General features: G+C 68.9%; 19 protein-coding genes and 1 pseudogene. 4 read left to right on the top strand and 16 right to left on the bottom strand.

Going from position 1 to position 18,381, the window contains the following annotated elements; genetic code table 11:
* Positions 1-217 precede the first annotated feature (217 nt).
* Complete coding sequence (locus tag E8A12_RS11210) at positions 218-613, top strand: DUF2784 family protein (RefSeq protein WP_293368660.1); 396 nt, start codon at positions 218-220, stop codon at positions 611-613.
* Here the strand turns inward: E8A12_RS11210 and E8A12_RS11205 are convergent.
* Positions 585-974: a hypothetical protein gene (locus E8A12_RS11205; RefSeq protein ID WP_293368658.1), complete on the bottom strand. Its 390-nt coding sequence runs from the start codon at positions 972-974 to the stop codon at positions 585-587. The genes E8A12_RS11210 and E8A12_RS11205 overlap by 29 nt on opposite strands.
* Positions 975-1,016: 42 nt before the next feature.
* Between E8A12_RS11205 and E8A12_RS11200 the strand changes: the two genes are divergently transcribed.
* Positions 1,017-1,343 (top strand): CHY zinc finger protein, encoded by a 327-nt coding sequence (locus E8A12_RS11200; protein ID WP_293368656.1) that lies wholly within the window; start codon positions 1,017-1,019, stop codon positions 1,341-1,343.
* Here E8A12_RS11200 and lepA read toward each other — a convergent pair.
* The gene (lepA, locus tag E8A12_RS11195; protein ID WP_293368654.1) at positions 1,340-3,145 is read right to left on the bottom strand and encodes a translation elongation factor 4; all 1,806 of its coding nucleotides are present in this window, start codon (positions 3,143-3,145) and stop codon (positions 1,340-1,342) included. The genes E8A12_RS11200 and lepA overlap by 4 nt on opposite strands.
* Before the next feature lie 150 nt (positions 3,146-3,295).
* Between lepA and E8A12_RS11190 the strand changes: the two genes are divergently transcribed.
* Positions 3,296-4,018 carry a DUF1134 domain-containing protein gene (locus tag E8A12_RS11190; protein WP_293368652.1) on the top strand — a complete coding sequence of 241 codons (723 nt, stop codon included), beginning with the start codon at positions 3,296-3,298 and terminating at the stop codon, positions 4,016-4,018.
* On the opposite strand, the gene pheT is transcribed toward E8A12_RS11190, so the two are convergent.
* The 12 genes from pheT to E8A12_RS11130 all read right to left on the bottom strand — a co-directional run bounded on the left by pheT (position 4,015) and on the right by E8A12_RS11130 (position 16,201).
* Positions 4,015-6,387, bottom strand: coding sequence for a phenylalanine--tRNA ligase subunit beta (gene pheT, locus E8A12_RS11185; protein ID WP_293368650.1), 2,373 nt, complete (start codon positions 6,385-6,387; stop codon positions 4,015-4,017). The two genes, E8A12_RS11190 and pheT, sit on opposite strands and share 4 nt — an antisense overlap.
* 11 nt (positions 6,388-6,398) lie before the next feature.
* The gene (gene pheS, locus E8A12_RS11180) at positions 6,399-7,511 is read right to left on the bottom strand and encodes a phenylalanine--tRNA ligase subunit alpha (RefSeq protein WP_293368648.1); all 1,113 of its coding nucleotides are present in this window, start codon (positions 7,509-7,511) and stop codon (positions 6,399-6,401) included.
* 116 nt (positions 7,512-7,627) lie between these two features.
* The gene (gene rplT, locus E8A12_RS11175) at positions 7,628-7,984 is read right to left on the bottom strand and encodes a 50S ribosomal protein L20 (protein WP_293368646.1); all 357 of its coding nucleotides are present in this window, start codon (positions 7,982-7,984) and stop codon (positions 7,628-7,630) included.
* 13 nt (positions 7,985-7,997) lie between these two features.
* Entirely contained in the window at positions 7,998-8,201 is a 204-nt protein-coding gene (gene rpmI / locus E8A12_RS11170; RefSeq protein ID WP_293368644.1) for a 50S ribosomal protein L35, read from the bottom strand.
* Between the two features lie 179 nt (positions 8,202-8,380).
* Positions 8,381-9,511: a hypothetical protein gene (locus E8A12_RS11165; protein ID WP_293368642.1), complete on the bottom strand. Its 1,131-nt coding sequence runs from the start codon at positions 9,509-9,511 to the stop codon at positions 8,381-8,383.
* Between the two features lie 17 nt (positions 9,512-9,528).
* Positions 9,529-9,864: a helix-turn-helix transcriptional regulator gene (locus tag E8A12_RS11160; RefSeq protein WP_293368640.1), complete on the bottom strand. Its 336-nt coding sequence runs from the start codon at positions 9,862-9,864 to the stop codon at positions 9,529-9,531.
* 112 nt (positions 9,865-9,976) lie between these two features.
* Positions 9,977-11,188, bottom strand: a complete 1,212-nt coding sequence (locus E8A12_RS11155; RefSeq protein WP_293368638.1) for an MFS transporter — start codon at positions 11,186-11,188, stop codon at positions 9,977-9,979.
* On the bottom strand, positions 11,185-12,432 hold the full coding sequence (locus E8A12_RS11150) for an MFS transporter (protein WP_293368636.1): 1,248 nt from the start codon (positions 12,430-12,432) through the stop codon (positions 11,185-11,187). The genes E8A12_RS11155 and E8A12_RS11150 overlap by 4 nt, the downstream gene beginning before the upstream one ends.
* Positions 12,433-12,533: 101 nt before the next feature.
* On the bottom strand, positions 12,534-13,406 hold the full coding sequence (bla, locus tag E8A12_RS11145; protein WP_293368634.1) for a subclass B3 metallo-beta-lactamase: 873 nt from the start codon (positions 13,404-13,406) through the stop codon (positions 12,534-12,536).
* Positions 13,403-13,924, bottom strand: a complete 522-nt coding sequence (infC, locus tag E8A12_RS11140) for a translation initiation factor IF-3 (protein WP_293368662.1) — start codon at positions 13,922-13,924, stop codon at positions 13,403-13,405. The genes bla and infC overlap by 4 nt, the downstream gene beginning before the upstream one ends.
* A 106-nt stretch (positions 13,925-14,030) precedes the next feature.
* On the bottom strand, positions 14,031-15,020 hold the full coding sequence (locus E8A12_RS11135) for a glycosyltransferase family 9 protein (protein WP_293368632.1): 990 nt from the start codon (positions 15,018-15,020) through the stop codon (positions 14,031-14,033).
* Positions 15,020-16,201, bottom strand: a complete 1,182-nt coding sequence (locus E8A12_RS11130) for a glycosyltransferase family 4 protein (RefSeq protein WP_293368630.1) — start codon at positions 16,199-16,201, stop codon at positions 15,020-15,022. The genes E8A12_RS11135 and E8A12_RS11130 overlap by 1 nt, the downstream gene beginning before the upstream one ends.
* A gap of 59 nt (positions 16,202-16,260) precedes the next feature.
* On the opposite strand from E8A12_RS11130, the gene E8A12_RS11125 reads away from it, so the two are divergent.
* Entirely contained in the window at positions 16,261-17,007 is a 747-nt protein-coding gene (locus E8A12_RS11125) for an alpha/beta hydrolase (protein ID WP_293368628.1), read from the top strand.
* 27 nt (positions 17,008-17,034) lie between these two features.
* On the opposite strand, the gene E8A12_RS11120 is transcribed toward E8A12_RS11125, so the two are convergent.
* Positions 17,035-17,901, bottom strand: coding sequence for an SDR family NAD(P)-dependent oxidoreductase (locus E8A12_RS11120; protein ID WP_293368626.1), 867 nt, complete (start codon positions 17,899-17,901; stop codon positions 17,035-17,037).
* A gap of 3 nt (positions 17,902-17,904) precedes the next feature.
* Positions 17,905-18,381 (bottom strand): annotated as a pseudogene (locus E8A12_RS11115) (NAD-dependent dehydratase); the annotation flags it as partial.

The raw sequence follows: 18,381 nt of genomic DNA, 5'->3' as shown, positions 1-18,381 counted from the left end.
CCGCGACAAGCGGCTCGTCGGCATCGTCTCCCTCGGTGACCTGGCGGCCAACGGCCAGGCCGCGCGGGCTGCCGACGCGCTCAGCCACATCTCCCGGCACGGCGGTCGCCACTCCCAGGCCGCCCACTGACGGACTGACGGGCCCTTCCGCAAAGGGCCCGCCCCGGCCGCCAGATGTCCCTTCTCCCGCGACGGGAGAAGGGACACACTCGCCGCCGTGAGTTCCGGAGCCCTCGGCCAGGCGATCTTCGCCTTCCACCTGGTGGTCATCGCCTTCAACGTACTGGGCCTGCTCGCCATCCCGCTGGGCGCGGCGCTCAAGTGGCGCTGGGTGCGCGTGCGCTGGTGGCGGACGCTGCACGTCGCGTCATGGGCGGCGGTGGCGTTGCAGGCCGCCCTGGGCCGGGCCTGCTTCCTCACTGTCTGGCAGGTCCAGCTCACCGGCGCGGGGCCAGCCGCGCCGCTGATCGCGCGGTGGGTCGAAAGCGTGATCTACTGGCCGCTGCCCATCTGGGCGTTCGCGGCGATCTACCTAGCGTTGTTCGCCGCGGTGATCGCCCTGTGGTTCGGCGTCCCGCCGCGTCTCAATGCTTCGCCAGCACCACGCCGATGACTAAGCCCTTGGACTGTGGGACGATGAAGACCTCGTGCGGCGGGAGCGCCGCGATCTGCTTGGCGAACGCCGCCGGCATGGTTCCGGAGCTGACGTCGCCGTGGCCCCAGGCGAAGGCGATCCGATTGGCCTTCAAGAGGTCCTCGACCGCCGCCAGGCTGTGTAGCGGCTCGATCTGCTTGAGGAATTCCTGGGGCAGAGGCCCGGTGCGCAGGGTCTCCATCTCGTAGATCACTGGCAGCGGCGTCGGGACCACGCCAGGCGTGGATTGTGCCGCCGCCGCGGTCGCCAAGCCCATTGCGGCGCACATCGCCGCCGCCGTAAGTCCCCACCCACGCCCCATGGCGTGCTTGTACTGCAATTTGCGTCACCCTTCACCGCCCTCATCGCGCGCGGAGCTGCCTTGCGTCCCCCTGTCCACGGCCTCGACCTCGACGCCGAAACTCGCTGCGCGCATTGGCGCAGCCCGCTCGACATCATCGCGCTGAAGATGCGCTGCTGCCGGACCTATTACGCCTGCCGCGACTGCCATGACGCGCTTGCTGACCACCGGGCGGCGCTCTGGCCGGAGGCCGAATGGGACGAGCCCGCCGTCCTCTGCGGTGTCTGCGGGAAGGAGCTCAGCGTGCGGGAATACCTGGCCTGCGAAAGCCAATGTCCCCTCTGCCGCGCGTACTTCAACCCCGGTTGCCACAAGCACCGGCATCTCTATTTCGCGGTGGAGGCCTAATCCGCGTCCATCTTCAGCGCCGCGATGAACGCCTCCTGCGGGATCTCCACCTTGCCGAACTGGCGCATCCGCTTCTTGCCGGCCTTCTGCTTGTCCAAGAGCTTGCGCTTGCGGCTCATGTCGCCGCCGTAGCACTTGGCGGTGACGTCCTTGCGGAGCGCCCGGACCGTTTCGCGCGCGATGATCCGGCCGCCGATCGCCGCCTGGATCGGGATCTGGAACATGTGCGGGCTGATCAGGTCCTTCATCTTCTCGACCATGCCGCGGCCGCGCGCCTCGGCGCGGTCGGCGTGGACCAGCATCGAGAGCGCGTCCACCGGCTCGGAATTCACCAGGATCGACATCTTGACCAGATTGCCGACCCGGTAGTCCTCCATCTGGTAGTCAAAGGAGGCGTAGCCCTTGGAGACGCTCTTCAGCCGGTCGTAGAAGTCGAACACCACTTCGTTCAGCGGCAGGTCGTAGACCACCAGCGCGCGGGAGCCGACGTAGGAGAGCTCGCGCTGCGACCCGCGGCGGTCTTGGCAGAGCTTGATCACGCTGCCCAGGTACTCGTCAGGCGTCAGGATGGTGGCCTTGATCCAGGGCTCGGCGATGGTAGCGATCTTCACCGGGTCGGGCATGTCGGCGGGGTTGTGCAGCTCCACCTCCGAGCCGTCGGTGAGGCCGATCTTGTAGATCACGCTGGGCGCCGTCGCGATCAGGTCGAGGTCGAATTCGCGGGAGAGCCGCTCCTGGATGATCTCCAGGTGCAGCAACCCTAGGAACCCACAGCGGAAGCCGAAGCCGAGGGCGGCCGAGGTTTCCATCTCATAGCTGAAGGAGGCGTCGTTGAGGCGCAGGCGCCCGATGGCGGCGCGCAGGTCCTCGAAGTCGGCGGCGTCGACGGGGAACAGGCCGCAGAACACCACCGGCTGCACGTCGCGGAAGCCGGGTAGGGCGGTCGCGGCCGGGCGCTTCTCGTCGGTGATGGTGTCGCCGACCGCGGCCTGGGCCACTTCCTTGATCTGGGCGGTGATGAAGCCGATCTCGCCGGGTCCCAGTTCGTCCACCTCGGTGCGCTTGGGATTGAAGACCCCGATCCGGTCGATCAGGTGGGTCGAACCCTGCTGCATCATCTGCACCCGCTGGCCCTTGCGCAGCGAGCCGTCGATGACGCGGACCAGCACCACCACGCCCAGGTAGGCATCGTACCAGGCATCGACCAGCAGCGCCTTCAGCGGCGCGGCCGCATCGCCCTTGGGCGCGGGCAGGCGGTGGACGATGGCCTCCAGCAGTTCATGGATGCCGGCGCCGGTCTTGGCGGACGTCAGGATGGCGTCCGAGGCGTCCAGGCCGATGACGTCCTCGATCTGCTGGCGGATCCGCTCGGGCTCGGCGGCGGGCAGGTCGATCTTGTTCAGGACCGGCACGATCTCGTGATTGTTGTCGATCGCCTGGTAGACGTTGGCCAGCGTCTGGGCCTCGACGCCCTGGGAGGCGTCGACCACCAGGATCGAGCCTTCGCAGGCGGCGAGGGAGCGGGACACCTCATAGGCGAAGTCCACGTGGCCGGGCGTGTCCATCAGGTTCAAGACATAGGTCTCGCCGTCGTCGGCCTTGTATGACAGGCGCACGGTCTGGGCCTTGATGGTGATCCCGCGCTCGCGCTCGATCTCCATGTTGTCGAGCACCTGTTCGGTCATCTCGCGTTGGGTGAGCGCGCCGGTCTCCTGGATCAGACGATCGGAGAGCGTCGACTTGCCGTGGTCGATGTGCGCCACGATGGAAAAATTGCGGATGTGGGAAAGCGGGGTCGTCATGCTGCGCCCGCGTCTAGCACATTCCTTCGCATCCGCGAGAGAGACGCCCGGGCGAGTTGGCCAAACACGGTTAATCGGGCGTTAAGGCGACACATTCCATGAGGCATTTGGGCGGAGCTGAAATCTTTGGCCTAGGAGGACTTTGCGCCCATGGACCGTCGAACCCTTATCGTTTCGGGGCTGATGACCCTTGGCGCTGCGCGGATGGCCAGCGCCGAGCCGATCCTGCTGCCCCAGAGCCAGCCGCGCGTCGACGCAGCGCCCCTGCCGCCGGCCACCAAGGTGGCGCAGGCCCAGCCCGCGCCCCAGGCGCCGCCGCCGCCCAATTCCACGCCCAGCTATCCGACCGCGGGGCCGAGCGACACCTCCGGCAAGCCCAGCGCCCAGCAGTCCACCTATTCCGAGGACGAGATTGTCCATTCGGTCTCCGACTTCATGGGCGTGACGGCGGAATCCGCCGGCGGCGCCGTGGAGCGGGTGTTCAAGAGCAACGGGCGGCCCACCGCCTATATCGCCGGCGAAGAGGGCTCGGGCGCCATCGGGGTCGGGCTGCGCTATGGCCGCGGCCTGCTCTACATGAAGGGCCGCCAGCCGTTGGAGGTCTTCTGGCAGGGTCCGTCCGTGGGCTGGGACTTCGGCGGCAACGCCAGCCGCGTGTTCACCCTCTGCTACATGCTCGACGACCCGCGCGACATCTTCCAGCGGTTCCCGGGCGTCGAGGGTTCGGCCTATTTCGTTGGCGGCCTGGGGGTGAACTACCAGCGGGCCGATGAGATCACCCTGGCGCCGATCCGCGCCGGGGTCGGCTTCCGCCTGGGCGCCAACGTCGGATACCTGGCCTATTCGCGGAAGCGCAACATCCTGCCGTTCTAGGAGCGCAGCTTCGCTCCGACCGCCTTTTCCGCAGCCGCGACGATGCGGACGGAGAGCGCCTCGATTTCCGGGTCCGTCAGGGTCTTTTCCGTCGGCTGGACGGTGACCTCGACGGCGACCGACTTGCTGCCCTCGGGCACACCCTTGCCCTGGTAGACGTCGAAGACGCGGACGGCCGCGATCAGCGATTTATCGGCGCCTAGGATCGGGCGGACCAGCTCGCCCGCCGGCGTCGCCTCGTCCACCAGGAAGGCGAAGTCGCGGGCGAGTGGCATAAGCGGGGAGAGCGTGAGCGCCGGCTTGGTCTTGGTGGCCTTCTTCTTCGGCTCGGGAAGCGCGCCCAGGTCGAGCTCGAAGGCCAGCATGGGCCCCTCGGCGTCGAGGTCCTTCAGCACGCGGGGGTGCAACTCTCCGAACTCGGCGACCACGTTCCTGGGGCCCAGCTGCAGGCGGGCCGAGCGGCCCGGATGCCACCAGGGCGAGGCCTGGCCCTGGACAATCTGCAGGTTGGGCGGCGCGCCCATCTCTTCAAGGAGCGCCATCAGGTCGGCCTTCAGCGCGAACAGCGGATCGCCATTCTTGCCGGCCCAGCTGCGCGCCGGGTGCGGGGCCACCAGCGCCGCCACGACGGTCAGCTGGTCGCCCGGCTGGTCGCCCTTGAAGGTCGGGCCCACTTCGAACAGCGCCGCGTCGGCGAAGCCCTGGCGGGCGTTGCGGGCCGCGGCCTCGATCAGGTTCGGCAGGATCGAGGGGCGCATGCAGTCGAGGTCAGAGGCGATCGGATTGGTCAGCTGCAGGTTCGCGTCGCCGCCGCCGAACTTCTCCGCCCAGGCGGTGCGCATGAAGCTCCAGGTAACCGCCTCGGCGTAGCCGCGCGCGGCCATGGCGCGGCGCGCGTTGCGGATGCGGGTCTGGCGCACGGTCAGCACGCCGCCGGCGACGTGTGGCATCTCGGGAAGGGGCTCGGCGGGGAGCGCCGCGAAGCCCTCGATGCGGGCCACTTCCTCGACCAGGTCGGCCTTGCCGTCCACGTCGCGCCGCCAGGTCGGCGGCGTCACCATTTCGCCGCGCACCTCGAAGCCGAGCGCGGTCAGGATGGCGTCGATCCGCGCGCCGGGCACGTCGAGGCCGGAGAGCTTCTTCACATAGGCGTGGTCGAATTCGAAAGCCGCGGGCGGCGCGGGCGCATGGCCGGCGACGCGGACCTCGCAGGGCTCGCCGCCGCACAGGTCGACGATCAGCCGCGTGGCCATCTCCAACCCGTCCACCACGAAGCCGGTGTCGACGCCGCGGGCGAAGCGGTACTGGGCGTCGGACGTGAGGCCGAGCGTCCGTCCCGTCTGCGCCGTGCGGATCGGGTCGAAGTAGGCGCTTTCCACGAAGACGTCGGTGGTGGTCTCGCCGACCTTGGTGCTCTCGCCGCCCATGACGCCGCCCAGGCCCACGGCGCCGGAGCCGTCGGCGATGACGCATACCTCGGGACTCGCCTCATAGGTCTTGCCGTCCAGGGCTTCGAGCAACTCGCCGGGCTTGCCGAGCCGCGCTTCGATGAAGCCGCCCGTCAGCTTGCCCGCGTCATAGACGTGCAGCGGCCGGCAGCGGTCGTAAGACATCAGGTTGGTGATATCGACCAGGGCCGAGATGGGCCTGAGGCCCACGGCGGTCAGCTTGCGCTGCAGCCAGGTCGGCGAAGGGCCGTTCTTCACGCCCTTGATCAGCCGCCCGGCGAAAATCGGGCAGGCGTCGCCGTCGACGCGGATCTCGATCGTCGTCGGTCCCTTGCCAGGCACAGGCGCGACCGAGGGATCCTTCAGCGTTCCCAGACCGGCCGCCGCCAGGTCGCGGGCGATGCCCACCACGCCCAGCCAGTCGGGCCGGTTGGGCGTCACCTCGAAGTCGATCACCGCCTCAAGGCCGAAAGCGTCGGCGGCGGGCAGGCCCACCTCCAGCCTGTCCGGCAGTTCGACGATGCCATCGGACTCCGCGTCCACTTCCAGCTCGCGCCCCGAGCAGAGCATGCCGTTGGAGACCACGCCGCGCACCGGCCGCGCCTCGAGGGTGACGCCGCTGCCGGGCACGTAGGCTCCGAGCGGCGCGTAGATCGTCGTGAGGCCCGCCCGCGCATTGGGCGCGCCGCAGACGATCTCCTTGCGGCCATCCACGGTGTCCACCTGGCAGACGCGCAGGCGGTCGGCGTTGGGGTGCTGCACCGCTTCGACCACCTTGGCCACCGAGAACGCCGCCAGCTTGGCCGCCGGGTTCTCCACATGCTCGACCTCCAGGCCGGCCATGGTCATGGCGTCCACGACCTGATCGACGCTGGCGTCGGTGTCGAGGTGCTCCTTGAGCCAGGAGAGGGTGAACTTCATCTCAGCTCTCCTCAGCTCAGGCCGGTGGCGGGATTGGGCGCGGCGAAGGCCGAGAAGCCGTAGTGCTCCAGCCAGCGCACATCGCTCGCGAACATGTCGCGCAGATCGGGCATGCCGTACTTCAGCATCCCCAGCCGGTCGATGCCGAAGCCGAAGGCAAAGCCCTGCCAGACGTCGGGGTCGAGACCGCAGTTGCGCAGCACGTTGGGATGAACCATCCCGCAGCCGACGATCTCCATCCAGTCATCGCCCTGGCCGATCTTCACGTCGCCGCCGGAGCGGTCGCAGCGCACGTCCATCTCCGCCGACGGCTCGGTGAAGGGGAAGTGGTGCGGCCGGAAGCGGGTCTCCACGAGTGGGGTCTCGAAGAACCGGGAGATGAAGGTCTCCAGCGTCCACTTAAGGTGGCCCATGTGGATGGCGCGGTCGATCACCAGGCCCTCCATCTGGTGGAACATCGGCGTGTGGGTGGCGTCCGAGTCCGAGCGATAGGTGCGGCCCGGCGCCACGATGCGGATCGGCGGCGCCTGGCTGGTGGCGATCCACGACGGCAGCTTGTCGTTCTGGCCCTGCAGCATGGTGCGGATCTGCACGGGGCTGGTGTGGGTGCGCAGCACCTTGCGCTCGCCGTTCTCGTCCTCCGGCAGCCAGAAGGTGTCGTGCATCTCCCGCGCCGGATGCTTCGGCGGGAAGTTCAGCGCCGTGAAGTTGTGGAAGTCGTCCTCGATGTCTGGGCCCTCCGCCAGGCCGAAGCCCATCTCGGCGAAGATGGCGATCATCTCGTCCTGCACCTGCATGGTCGGGTGCACCCGCCCGCGGCGCTCGGGCGGCGGCGGCAGGGTCAGGTCGACGCGCTCGGCGGCCAGCTTGGCGTCCAGCTCGCCGGCTTCCAGCCCCGCCTTGCGAGCGGCGATGGCGCCGGCGATCCGGTCGCGCAGGCCGTTGATCAGCGGGCCGCGCTCGCGGCGCTCGTCCGGGCTCATGGCGCCCAGGGTCTTCAGCAGTTCCGAGACGGAGCCGGACTTGCCGAGCGCGGCCACGCGCACGGCTTCCAGCGCGGCCACATCGGGCGCGGCGGCGACGGCGGCCGAAAGCTCGGCCTCGAGTTTGGTCAGATCGGTCATGTGGGCGGTGTCCTAGCCTGCACGCTTCACGGGGTGAAGGGGGACAGCAAAAAGCCCCCCGGCGGTTCGGCCGGAGGGCTTTGGAATGCTTCGAGGTCTTAAGCGACCTTTGAGCCTCAAGCCAGCGCGGCGCGAACCTTCTCTGCGATGGCCTTGAAAGCGGCTGGGTCGGCGCCCGCGATATCCGCGAGGACCTTGCGGTCCATTTCGATCCCGGCCAGATCAAGGCCGTGGATAAATCGGGCGTAGGTCATGCCTTCTTCGCGCGCCGCGGCGTTGATCCGTTGGATCCACAGCGAGCGGAACTGACGCTTGCGGACCTTGCGGTCGCGGTAGGCGTACTGGCCGGCCTTGTCCACGGCCGCCTTGGCGGTGCGGATGGTGTTCTTGCGGCGCCCGTAGAAGCCCTTGGCCTGCTCGAGAACCTTCTTGTGCTTGGCGTGGGCGGTGACGCCCCTTTTCACGCGTGCCATCTGTCAGCGCTCCTTAGCTGAGACCGTAGGGCAGGAAGATCTTGATGGTCTTCGCATCGGAAGCGCTCATCACCTTCGTGCCACGGTTCTGACGGATGTACTTGGCGTTGTGGGAGAGCAGGCGGTGGCGCTTGCCAGCCACACCGGCCTTGATCTTCCCGGACGCAGTGAGTTTGAAGCGCTTCTTAGCGCCTGACTTCGTCTTCAGTTTCGGCATTTCACTGCGGAGCGATGAAGCCCCGTCCTCTGGCGTATTGATGAGCCGCCCTGGCATGCCATGGGCCAGGCGGCTCCGAAGGGAGGGGCTGATACGCGAAAGGGGCCCGGATTGCAAGCCGGAGCGGCGACCCGCCACCCCCGATCATATGGTCCATCGAACGGCCGCGGCCATGAATCTCATGCGGACTTGGAAATCCCCGCCTCGGCCTGCGCGCGAGGCCCGCTGGTCGCCAGGGTCCACAGGCCTCGGGAGAACAGGACGAGCCCACTGAACGCCATGCTCAGCACGAAGATGACGACGATCGGCTCGAGCGGGACCGGCGGGCTGTGGGCCAGCATCGCCATGCGCTGGATGAGGTCGGGAAAGCTGCTGACATTGAGCGAGGGCGCCAGCGGCGAGGCCGTGTTGAGCCAGACGCAGAAGGCCAGCAGCATGGCGCCCCTGATCGCCTCGATCGCGCCTTGCAACCGCTGCACGCCGGGCCACGCCAGGAGCAGCGCGCCCTGCAGCACCAGGGCGGCCATGTAGACAAGGACGAACCAGAAGACGACGGCCTTGAACCCGCTCCACTGGAACGCCGCCAACGCCCCCGGAGAGATGTCGAGCCGGCGCAGGTCGTCGGCGCTCAAGCTCAGGCCGGGGGACAGAACGCCCGTCCACCAGAGGATCAAGGCCGTGCCGACGACGATCAGCGCCAGGCCGTGGGCGATGGGCGAGTCGCGCCGCCAGGCCTGGGACTTTACGCGTTCGCGCCGGGGCCGCGCCCGCCACGCGACCACCCATTCGCGCACTGAGCTGACATCCCAGGTCGCGATCTCCAGCAGGCGCAGGTCCCGCACGCGCCAAGTTTCCAGGTAGTCGATGCGCTGGCCGCGGCGCTCCAGGACCCAGACCGTGGCGGTCGCGGCCCCGACGAACACCAGGGCGCCGGTGATGCCCGAGCCGATCGCCTGCCCGAGCATCAGGGGGAAGTCGCCGAAAGCCAGGGTCCGCACGATGACCACGACCACGGCGATCGCGACCTGCAGGGCGATCGACGCCTTCACGGCGAACAGCCAGTAGGGGTAGAGCGTCGGCCCCACCACGTGCTGCGGCCCCTCGCGGTATCGGGCGGCGATGACCAGCGGGTGGCCCACCTCGCGTAACTCCGCCTCGACCTCATCGTCGGTAAGGGGCCGGCCCAGGTCGCCTTCGCGCGCCTCGATCCCGCTCAGGATGGTGTCCCGCAGCTCGGCGATGATGTCCTCCCGCTGCGCCTTGGGCAGCAGGGCGGCGACCGTGCGCAGATATTCGTTCACGAGGTCCATGACGCCCTCCGGGTCCTTCAATCTTCGATGATCTTTTCGAGGGAGCGGCTGATCCGCCGCCACTCGTCGAGCAGGCGCAGAAGCATCGCCTCGCCATCGGCGGAGAGCTTGTAGAAGCGCTTCCTGCGCTTCTCCTCCTCGCGCCATTCGCTGACCAGCAGGCCTTGGGTCTCCAGGCGGCGGAGCAAGGGATAGAGGGTGCTTTCCTCCATCTCCAGGCCGTCCGCGGCCAGCGCCTGGCGCAGGGTGTAGCCGTAGCGTTCCTCGCGCAGCCGGGCGAGCACGCCCAGGGTCAGCGAGCCCCGCCGAAGCTCCAGCCTCAGGCTTTCGTAGAGATCGCCGTCCGCGCCCAAGACCTGGCCTCCACGCCATACAGTGTGTGACACACAGTATGTAGCGCACAGTGACTATCCGTGCAAGAGGGCGGGGCGCTGTGCTCGACGGTGACGAAGGTCGGGAAGGCCTCTAGGCCAAGGCGCGGACGCGCTGGCGAACCTGCCCCGCGAACCACAGGCCCGGCAGGATCAAGAGCGCCGCCGATGCGAAGGGCGCACCTGGCGCGACGCTGGAGAACAGCCAGCCGGCGAACACCGGCCCGCCGATCCGGGCCAGCGCCATGCCGCTCATGTTGAGCCCCAGCATCTCGCCCTGGCGGTCGGGCGGCGCGGCCTGGGAGATGAGCGCGGTCAGGTTCGGGAAGCAGATCGACTGGCCGATGCAGACCAAGGCGAAGCCGGCCATGGCGACCGGCCAGACGGGCGACAGCCACTGCACGACGAGCCCCAGGCCCATCAGGACCAGGCCGCCGGTCAGGGTCCGCGGCTCGCCATAGCGGCGCACCAGGCGACCGGAGAGATAGCCTTGGCAGACGGCGCCCAGGAGGCCGATGCCCATGAAGGCCAGGCCGATCTGCCTTGGACCCCAGCCGAACCGGGCCTGGGTCCAGAGGCCATAGGTCGCCTCGATGCCGGCGAAGCCCACCACGACGATGAAGCTGATCAGCAGGATGCGGCCGATCACGGCGTGCGCCCAGGCCTCCTTCAGCCCCTCGATGCGTGGGCGGTGCGGCCGAAACGACGACGGCTCCGGCCGGCTCTCGCGCACGAAGACCACCACAGCCAGCGCCGAGGCCACGGCGAAGCCCGCGGCGATCAGCAGCGGAAGCTGGAACCCGAGCGCCCCGCGCCCGGGCTGGGCCAGCAGGCCGCCGATCGCCGGGCCCGTCGTGAAGCCGGCGCTGAAGGCCGCGCCCATGATCCCCATTCGCGCAGCGCGTTTCTCCGGCGGGGTGATGTCGGCCATCGCCCCCTGCAGGGTGGAGATGTTGCCGGCGAAGATCCCGGTCATGAAGCGGATGGCGAAGGCCGCCCAGATGTTCGGCGCGAAGGCCAGCGCCGCGTAGCTCATCGCCACGGCGGCGATGGTGACGATCAGCACGGGCTTGCGCCCGATCCGGTCCGAAAGCCGGCCCCAGAACGGCTCGCCCAGGAACTGGCCGAACGAGAAGGCCGAGAACATCAGGGTGACCTGCCAGGCCGGCGCGTTGAAGGCCTTGGCGAAGAATGGCAGCAGGGGGATCACCAGGCCGAAGCCCGCGATCATCAGATAGATAACCGTCAGAAGGACGATCAGCGCCCGCCGCTCGGCCGCCGCGGCCTCGGGCCTGACGCCGCTCACGGGGCGGCCTCCGCGCCCACATGGCCCTGGACGGTGCGCGGCGGCGCCCGCCGTGCGGCGCTGAGCGCCAGCAGGATCGCCGGCGCGACGATCAACGCGCCCTGGATGAAGGGCGCGTTGATGCTGATGTTGGCGAAGGTCAGGCCCGCAGACAGCGGCCCGACGAACCGCGCGAAGGCGCCGGCGGCGTTGTTGAGGCCCAGGATCTGACCCTGCCGGTGCGGGTCGGCGGTGCGCGAGATCAGCGCGCCGACGTTGGGCCAGGCCACGGATTGGCCGATGGCGGTCACGCACATCAGCGCTGTCGTCATGATCAGACCCGTGGAGAATGGCTGCAGGACCGAGCCCAGCGCATTGACCCCCATGCCGATGGCCAGCATGCGGCCCTCGCCGAACCGCTCCGACAACGGGCCGGTGACGAAGAACTGGGTCAGCGCAGCGACCAGACCCACGGCGGCGAAGCAGACGCTGATCTGCCGCGGCCCCCAGCCGAACCGCGCCAGGCCCCACAGGCCGAAGGTCGACTCGATGCCCGTGAAAGCAAAGCCGACCAGGAAGGTCAGCAGCATCAGCCGCCCGATCACCGGATTGCCGACCGCCTCGCCGATCGCGGCCCAACGGCTGGGCCGATGGCTGATCGACTGATCGCGGATCTTGCTCTCGCGAATGAAGAGGATGATGCCGGTCACCGCGACGGCGGAAAGCGCCGAGGCGATGAACAGCGGGATGCGGAAGCCGATCGGCCCCATGTCGGTGTGGGCGAAGGCGCCGCCGACCGCCGGGCCCACGATCATGCCGACGTTCCAGGCTGCTCCCTGCCGTGAGAGCATCCGCGCGCGCCGCTCCGGCGGGGTGACGTCGGCGATGTAGCCCTGGATCACCGCCCCGTTCCCGCTCATCAGGCCGCCCAGGAAGCGGATCACAAAGGCTGCGGCCACATTGGGCGCGAAGGCCAGGGCCAAGTAGCAGAGGCAGTTGCCGGTGATGGTCGAGATCAACAGAGGCTTTCGCCCGTAGCGGTCCGACAGCCGGCCCCAGAACGGTTCGCCGAAGAAGCCGCCCATGGCATAGGCCGAGAAGATCAGCGCGATCTGCCACGGCTGGGCATGCATCGACTTGGCATAGAAGGGCAGCAACGGGACGATGATCCCGAAGCCCAGCATGTTGATGAAGATAACGGCGATCAGCGACGGCGCAGCCCACTGGGACGGCGTCGACGCCTCCCGCGGCGCAGTGTCGGACATGGGCGGGTTGGTAAGCCCGCCGTCCCGCGACGGCAAGGTTCGCGCGGCGCAGTTCGCCTGTTCGCAGCCCGGCGTTGGCGTGGGGCCACAGTGCCGAGCGCTTACGGGTTCTGCTTCTTCAGCTCGTCACGGAAGTGCGCTTCGGCCTTGTCCACAAAGGCGCGGCAGCCGGCGGGATCGACGAAGGCGTCGGCCTTGCCGGCGTCCAGCGCCGCCTTCTTGGCCTTCAGCCCATAGAACGAGCCGTGGCTGGCGATGAACACCTCGCAGGGCAGCTTCCGCCACTCGGCGAAGCTGTGCTCATAGTCAGCGGTCTGGCCCGGATAGGTTTCGGTCCTGCCGAGCTTGTAGCCGGCCAGCACCGAAGCCGAGCAGAGGTCCAGCGCCTGGCGCACCTTGCCGGCCACGGTCACCGGGAACGTCCAGGTGGTGCAGCCCGGGGTGTGACCGCCAGTGATGTGGGCGGTGAGCGTCCAGCCGCCCAGGCTGACCTTGTCGCCGTCCTTGACCGTCACATCGGGCTTCACCGGGTCGTATTCGAAGCGCGCGCCCTTCAGGAACGGGTCGCCCTTTCCGCCGGCGGCGACGATCGCCCCGTCGGCGGCGCTGGCGTAGAATTTCACGTCGGGCGCGGCGGCGCGCTTGATCTCCGCCAGGCCCGCGGCGTGGTCGAAGTGCTCATGGGTGTTGAGCAGGATCTTGATGTTCTTGGGGTCGAAGCCCAGGGCGCGGATGTTCTGGACCACCTGGTGGCCTACCGGGGCGTCGCCGCCGTCGATGACGATCAGGCCCGCCTTGGTGACGATCAGATAGGAGGTGTAGTCCGAGGCGCCCACGTAATAGAGGCCCTCGCCGATCTTGAACGGCGGATACGGCTCGTGGCCGGACTCGGTCGACTGGCCGTGCGCCGCAAACGCGAAAGCGGCCGCCGTGACGGCGACCGCTCCCAGAATTTTCAGGTTCGTCAGGCTCACCGAGGGGCCAGGATCATGATCATCTGGCGGCCCTCCATGCGCGGTTCGTACTCGCACTTGGCGATCGGTTCGAAATCCGCGCGCACCCGTTGCAGGAGCTTCATGCCGAGTTCGGGGTGGGCCAGTTCACGACCGCGGAAGCGCAAGGTGACCTTCACCTTGTCGCCTTCCTCGAAGAAGCGGTTCATCGAGCGCTGCTTCACTTCGTAGTCATGGATATCGATATTGGGGCGGAGTTTGATCTCCTTGATTTCCTGGACCTTTTGCCGCTTCCGCGCCTCGTTCTTCTTCTTCTGTTCCTGGAACTTGAACTTGCCGTAATCCAGGATCTTGCAAACGGGCGGATCCGCGTTGGGAACGATCTCGACCAGATCGAGCCCTGCCTCTTCGGCGGCTTCGAGCGCGGACGAGGTGGGCATCACCCCCTGCTTTTCGCCGTGCTGGTCGATCAGCAGAACTTTGGGAACGCGGATTTCATCATTGATGCGCGGCCCGTCCTTGACGGGGGGCGCCTGCATGGGGCGGCGAATAGGCGAGGCTCCTAGGGTTGTTTCAACACAAACGCCGGCGCGCACGAATGGGCTCCGGCCGATACAACCTATATGATTTAGCGCCCCGGCGCTATCAAGCCGCGCCTCGGGCGGACGGCAGCAAAGAGGCCGCCGCCTGCGCCACTTTCGCCACAGGCAGTTCCGCCAGCTTCGGGGCCTGCAGCACCGCCACCTTGCCGCGCGGCGCCGACAGCGTCGGGTCCGAGGCGCTGGAGAACAGCACGACCGTCGGCGCGCCGGCCGCCGCCGCCAGATGCAGCGGTCCGGTGTCGTTGCCCACCGCAAGCGCGGCCTTGGCGCCCAGGACGGCGATGGAGGCGAAATCGGTGCGGCCAGTCAGGTCGCGCGCGCCTGGAACCTGGCGCTGGATGCCCTGGGCGAGCGCCGACTCCTGCGGTCCGCCGATGACCACCACGTCGAGGCCGCGAGCGTAGAGGATGCGGGCGAGCTCGCCGTATTTCTCTACCGGCCAACGCTTCTCCGGTCGGTGGGCCGAGCCGCCGGGGACGAACATGGCGTAGGGCTTGGGCTTGACCCCTGCGGTCGGCGGCCGCGTGCCCGCCGCGCCCGCCAGCACCCACGAGAGGTCCGGCGGCGGCGCTGTCCCGGGCTCGGTCGGAGCGTCCGGCCAGATGCCGGCGTACATCAACTGGTCGGCCTGGCGCTCCAGGGTGTGCATGCCATTGCGCAGGGGATTGCTGTGCGGCAACGAGGCGCCGAAGGCGACCCCCGACCAGGCCGGCGGATTGGGCCGCATCACCTGGAAGATGCGATTTGAGTGGCCCGAGGTCTGCAGATCGTAGACCCGATTGAAGTGCGCCGCGCGCAGGCGTTTGCGCAGGGCGATCCACTGGGCGAAGCCCTCCGGCCGTCCATCGGTCCAGATCGCGTTGAAATAGGGCGAGGCCTTGGCAAGGGCCTCGAACGGCGGCGTGGTGAGGAGTGTGATGTGCGCCTTCGGGTGCGCCTGGCGGATCTTCTTCATCGCCGCCAGCGCCAGGACGAAATCGCCCAGGGCCGACAGCTTGATCACCAGGATCTTCTGCACCTCGCGCCGCGGCATCAGGCGGCCTCATGGGCTTGGCGGCGCGCGTCCAGCACCCGCTCGTAGGCGGCCAGCGTGGCGGCGCACATGGCGTCGACGCGGTAGAGCTGACGGGTGCGGTTCATGCCGGTGGCGCCCATCTCGGCGCGCTTGCCGGGGCCCAGGTCGATGGCGCGCGCCATAGCGGTGGCCCAGGCCGCGGGGTTCTCGGGCGGGACCAGCCAGCCGGTGGTTCCGTCGACCACGGTCTCGGTCGTGCCGCCGTGGTTGGAGGCGATCACCACGCGGCCCATGGCCTGCGGCTCGACGGCCGTTCGACCAAAACTTTCGGGGACGGTGGTGGGCAGGAGCGCGACATCGGCCAGGAGGAACGCCGCCGGCATGTCATCACAGTGTCCGACCAGGCGGATCTGGTCTTGCAGCCCGGCCTGGATGATCGCGGCGCTCAGCTCCTCGCGGTACTCGGTGCGTCCCTGGTCGTCGCCGGCGAAAAGGATCAGGGAATCGTCGCGGCCCTGCGCGGCTAGACGCGCGGCAGCCTCGACGATCGTCAGGTGGCCCTTGATGCGGGTCAGCCGCCCGGCCAGCAGGAAGCGCGTACGGCGATCGGCCGGGTCGATCCCCCAGGCGGCGCGCAGGGCGGCGACGCGGTCGGGCGTCACCCAGGCGGGGTTGAAGCGATCCAGGTCCACGCCGCGGGGGATGGCGATCACCTTGTCCGGATCGACGGCGTGCTCAGCCAGCACATGGGCGCGGGTGTATTCCGAATTGGCGATCACCAGATCGCCGCGGGTCATCACGGCGTTGTACCAGCGCTTCAGGCTGCTCTGAGCCTTGTAGACCCCGTGATAGGTCGTCACGAACGGCGTGCGGGTGGTCCGCGCGGCCCACAGGGCGGCGAAAGCCGGGGCGCGGGAGCGGGCGTGGACCAGGCTCACGTTCTCCGTACGTATGAGGTCCACCAGCCGCGCGGCGTTGCCCAGCATGACCAGCGGGTTCTTCGACTGTACCGGCATCTGGGCCAGGCGCGCGCCGTCGGCTTCGAGCCGCGCGGTCATCCGCCCGCCACGTGTCGCCACAAAGGCCCGCCCGCCGGCGGCGATCACCGCGCGGGCCACATCGAGGGTGGTCTGTTCGGCGCCGCCGGTTTCCAGCTCCGGGACGACCTGCAGAAGGGTGAAGTCAGGGGGAAGCGCCACACCTTCCCATACCCCGAAACGAGGTGGCGTAAAGGCCGTCGCGCGCTATCTGTCGGCTCATGACAGAGCACGTCGGATTCCTCGCCCGGCCCGATGGCGAAACCGTTGCCTGGCGGGCGGTGGATGGACAAGGCCCGGCGGTGGTCTGGCTGGGCGGCTTCCGCTCCGACATGACGGGAACCAAGGCCGAGGCTCTGGCCGGTTGGGCGCAGGCCAAGGGCCGCGCTTTTCTGCGCTTCGACTACCTCGGCCATGGCGAATCCAGCGGCGACTTCCAGGCCAAGGGGACCATCACCCGGTGGCGCGAGGATGCGTTGGCGGTGCTGGACGAGCTGGTCGAGGGACCGGCGATCCTGGTGGGTTCTTCGATGGGAGGCTGGATTGCTTGCCTGGCGGCGATGGCGCGCCCGCAGCGGGTGAGCGCCATGGCGCTGATCGCCCCGGCGGCCGACTTCACCGAAAAGCTTTTGGCGCCGGAGATCCCGCCGGACGGCCGCGCCGCCCTGGCCGCCGACGGCGTCTGGATGCGGCCATCCGAATATGGCGATCCCTATCCGATCACGCAGGCGCTGCTGGAGGACGGCGCGCGCTGGTCGATCCTGGGCTCGGAGCCCGTGCCGATCGACGTCCCGGTGCGCATCCTGCAGGGCGGCGTCGACCCCGACGTCCCCTGGCGCCACGGGCTGGAGCTGGCCAATGCGCTCAGCGGCCAGGACATCACCTTCACCCTGATCAAGGACGGCGACCACCGCCTCTCGCGACCGCAGGATATCGCCCGCCTGATCGCGGCGGTGGAAGACCTGTAGGTCCTTCCCGCCGGGGAGGCGACGCAACTAGATCGACGCCTCGGCCGCCAATATCGCCGCCAGCCCTTCGCGATAGCTCGGATAGGCCGGACGCCACCGGAGCTCGGCCTTGGCGAAGGCGTTCGAGACGCGTTTGTTCTCAGCGTAGAAGCGCAGGGCCGCTGGCGACAGATCGGCTTCGGCGAGCGGGACCGCCGGCGGCGGCGGAAGGCCCAGCAGCTCCGCCGCGTAGGCGATGACCTCGCTGTTTGGGCAGGGCTCGTCGTCGCAGAGGTTGTAGATCCCGCCGGCGCGGGGCCGCGCGATCGAGGCCGCAAGGCCGGCGGCCAGGTCGTCCACGTGGATCCGCGAGAACACCTGGCCCGGGCTGACGATGCGTCGGGCCTGGCCCGAGCGCAGCCGCTCGAAGCCTGAGCGTCCGTGGCCATAGATGCCGGGCAGGCGGAAGACCTGCACGGTCAGTCCCATTCCGCGGCCGACCTCCAGCCAGTCACGCTCGGCGCCGACGCGGCGCGCGCCCTCCAGCGATTGGGCGGCCAGTCGGCTCCGCTCGGTGACCCACCCGCCGTGCCGGTCGCCATAGACGCCGGTCGTGGAGAGGTAGCCGATCCAGTCCGGGAAAGCCTTGGCCGTGGCCAGCGCTGGAACCAACGTCCGCAAACCCGGGCAGCCCTGCGCATCCGGCGGCGCGGTGACCAGCACCGCCTGGGCGTCGCGAAGCGCGCGCTCCAGTTCGCGCCTGTTGCCGACCCCGACGGGCCTGATCCCTTCGACGTCGAGCCTCGCCCGGTCGGCCGGGCGGCGGATGGTGGCCGAGACCTTCCAGCCGAGGGGGACAAGGCGTCGGGCCAGGGCGCGGGCGGAGAAGCCGTAGCCGAAGACGAGCAGCCGCAACCGCTACTCCGCCGCCTGCAAGGCGCCCGGTTGCGGCGTGGCGCCTTGGCCGGCCGCTTGCGCCCGCTCGGCGTTCCAGCAGGAGACGCACGGGATCTTGCTCAGATCCGCGCGGTGGGCGTAGCGGCGGGCAGTCTCGGCGATGTCCAACATCAACCCATCCTGCAGGGTGATCGGCTCCAGGCCCAGCCCCAGCAAACGCGCGTTCTCGACCAACAGGTCGTTCTCCTCGGCCTCCTGGCGCGGATTGGGCAGGTGGGCGATCTCCGCGCCGGTCAACGTCGCCACCATGCGGGCGAGCTCGCGGACCCGCCAGCACTCGGTCATCTGGTTCATCACCTTGACCGGTTCGCCGCGCGCCGGCGGATGCTCCAGCGCCAGTTCCACGCATCGCACCGTGTCCTGGATGTTGATGAAGGCGCGCGTCTGGCCGCCGGAGCCGTGGACGGTCAGCGGATACCCCACCGCCGCCTGCATCAG

The sequence above is a fragment of the Phenylobacterium sp. genome, from assembly GCF_004799395.1.
GTDB lineage: Bacteria > Pseudomonadota > Alphaproteobacteria > Caulobacterales > Caulobacteraceae > Phenylobacterium.
The sequence above is the reverse complement of the archived record's forward strand: the minus strand, read 5'-3'. Positions and strand labels throughout refer to the sequence as shown.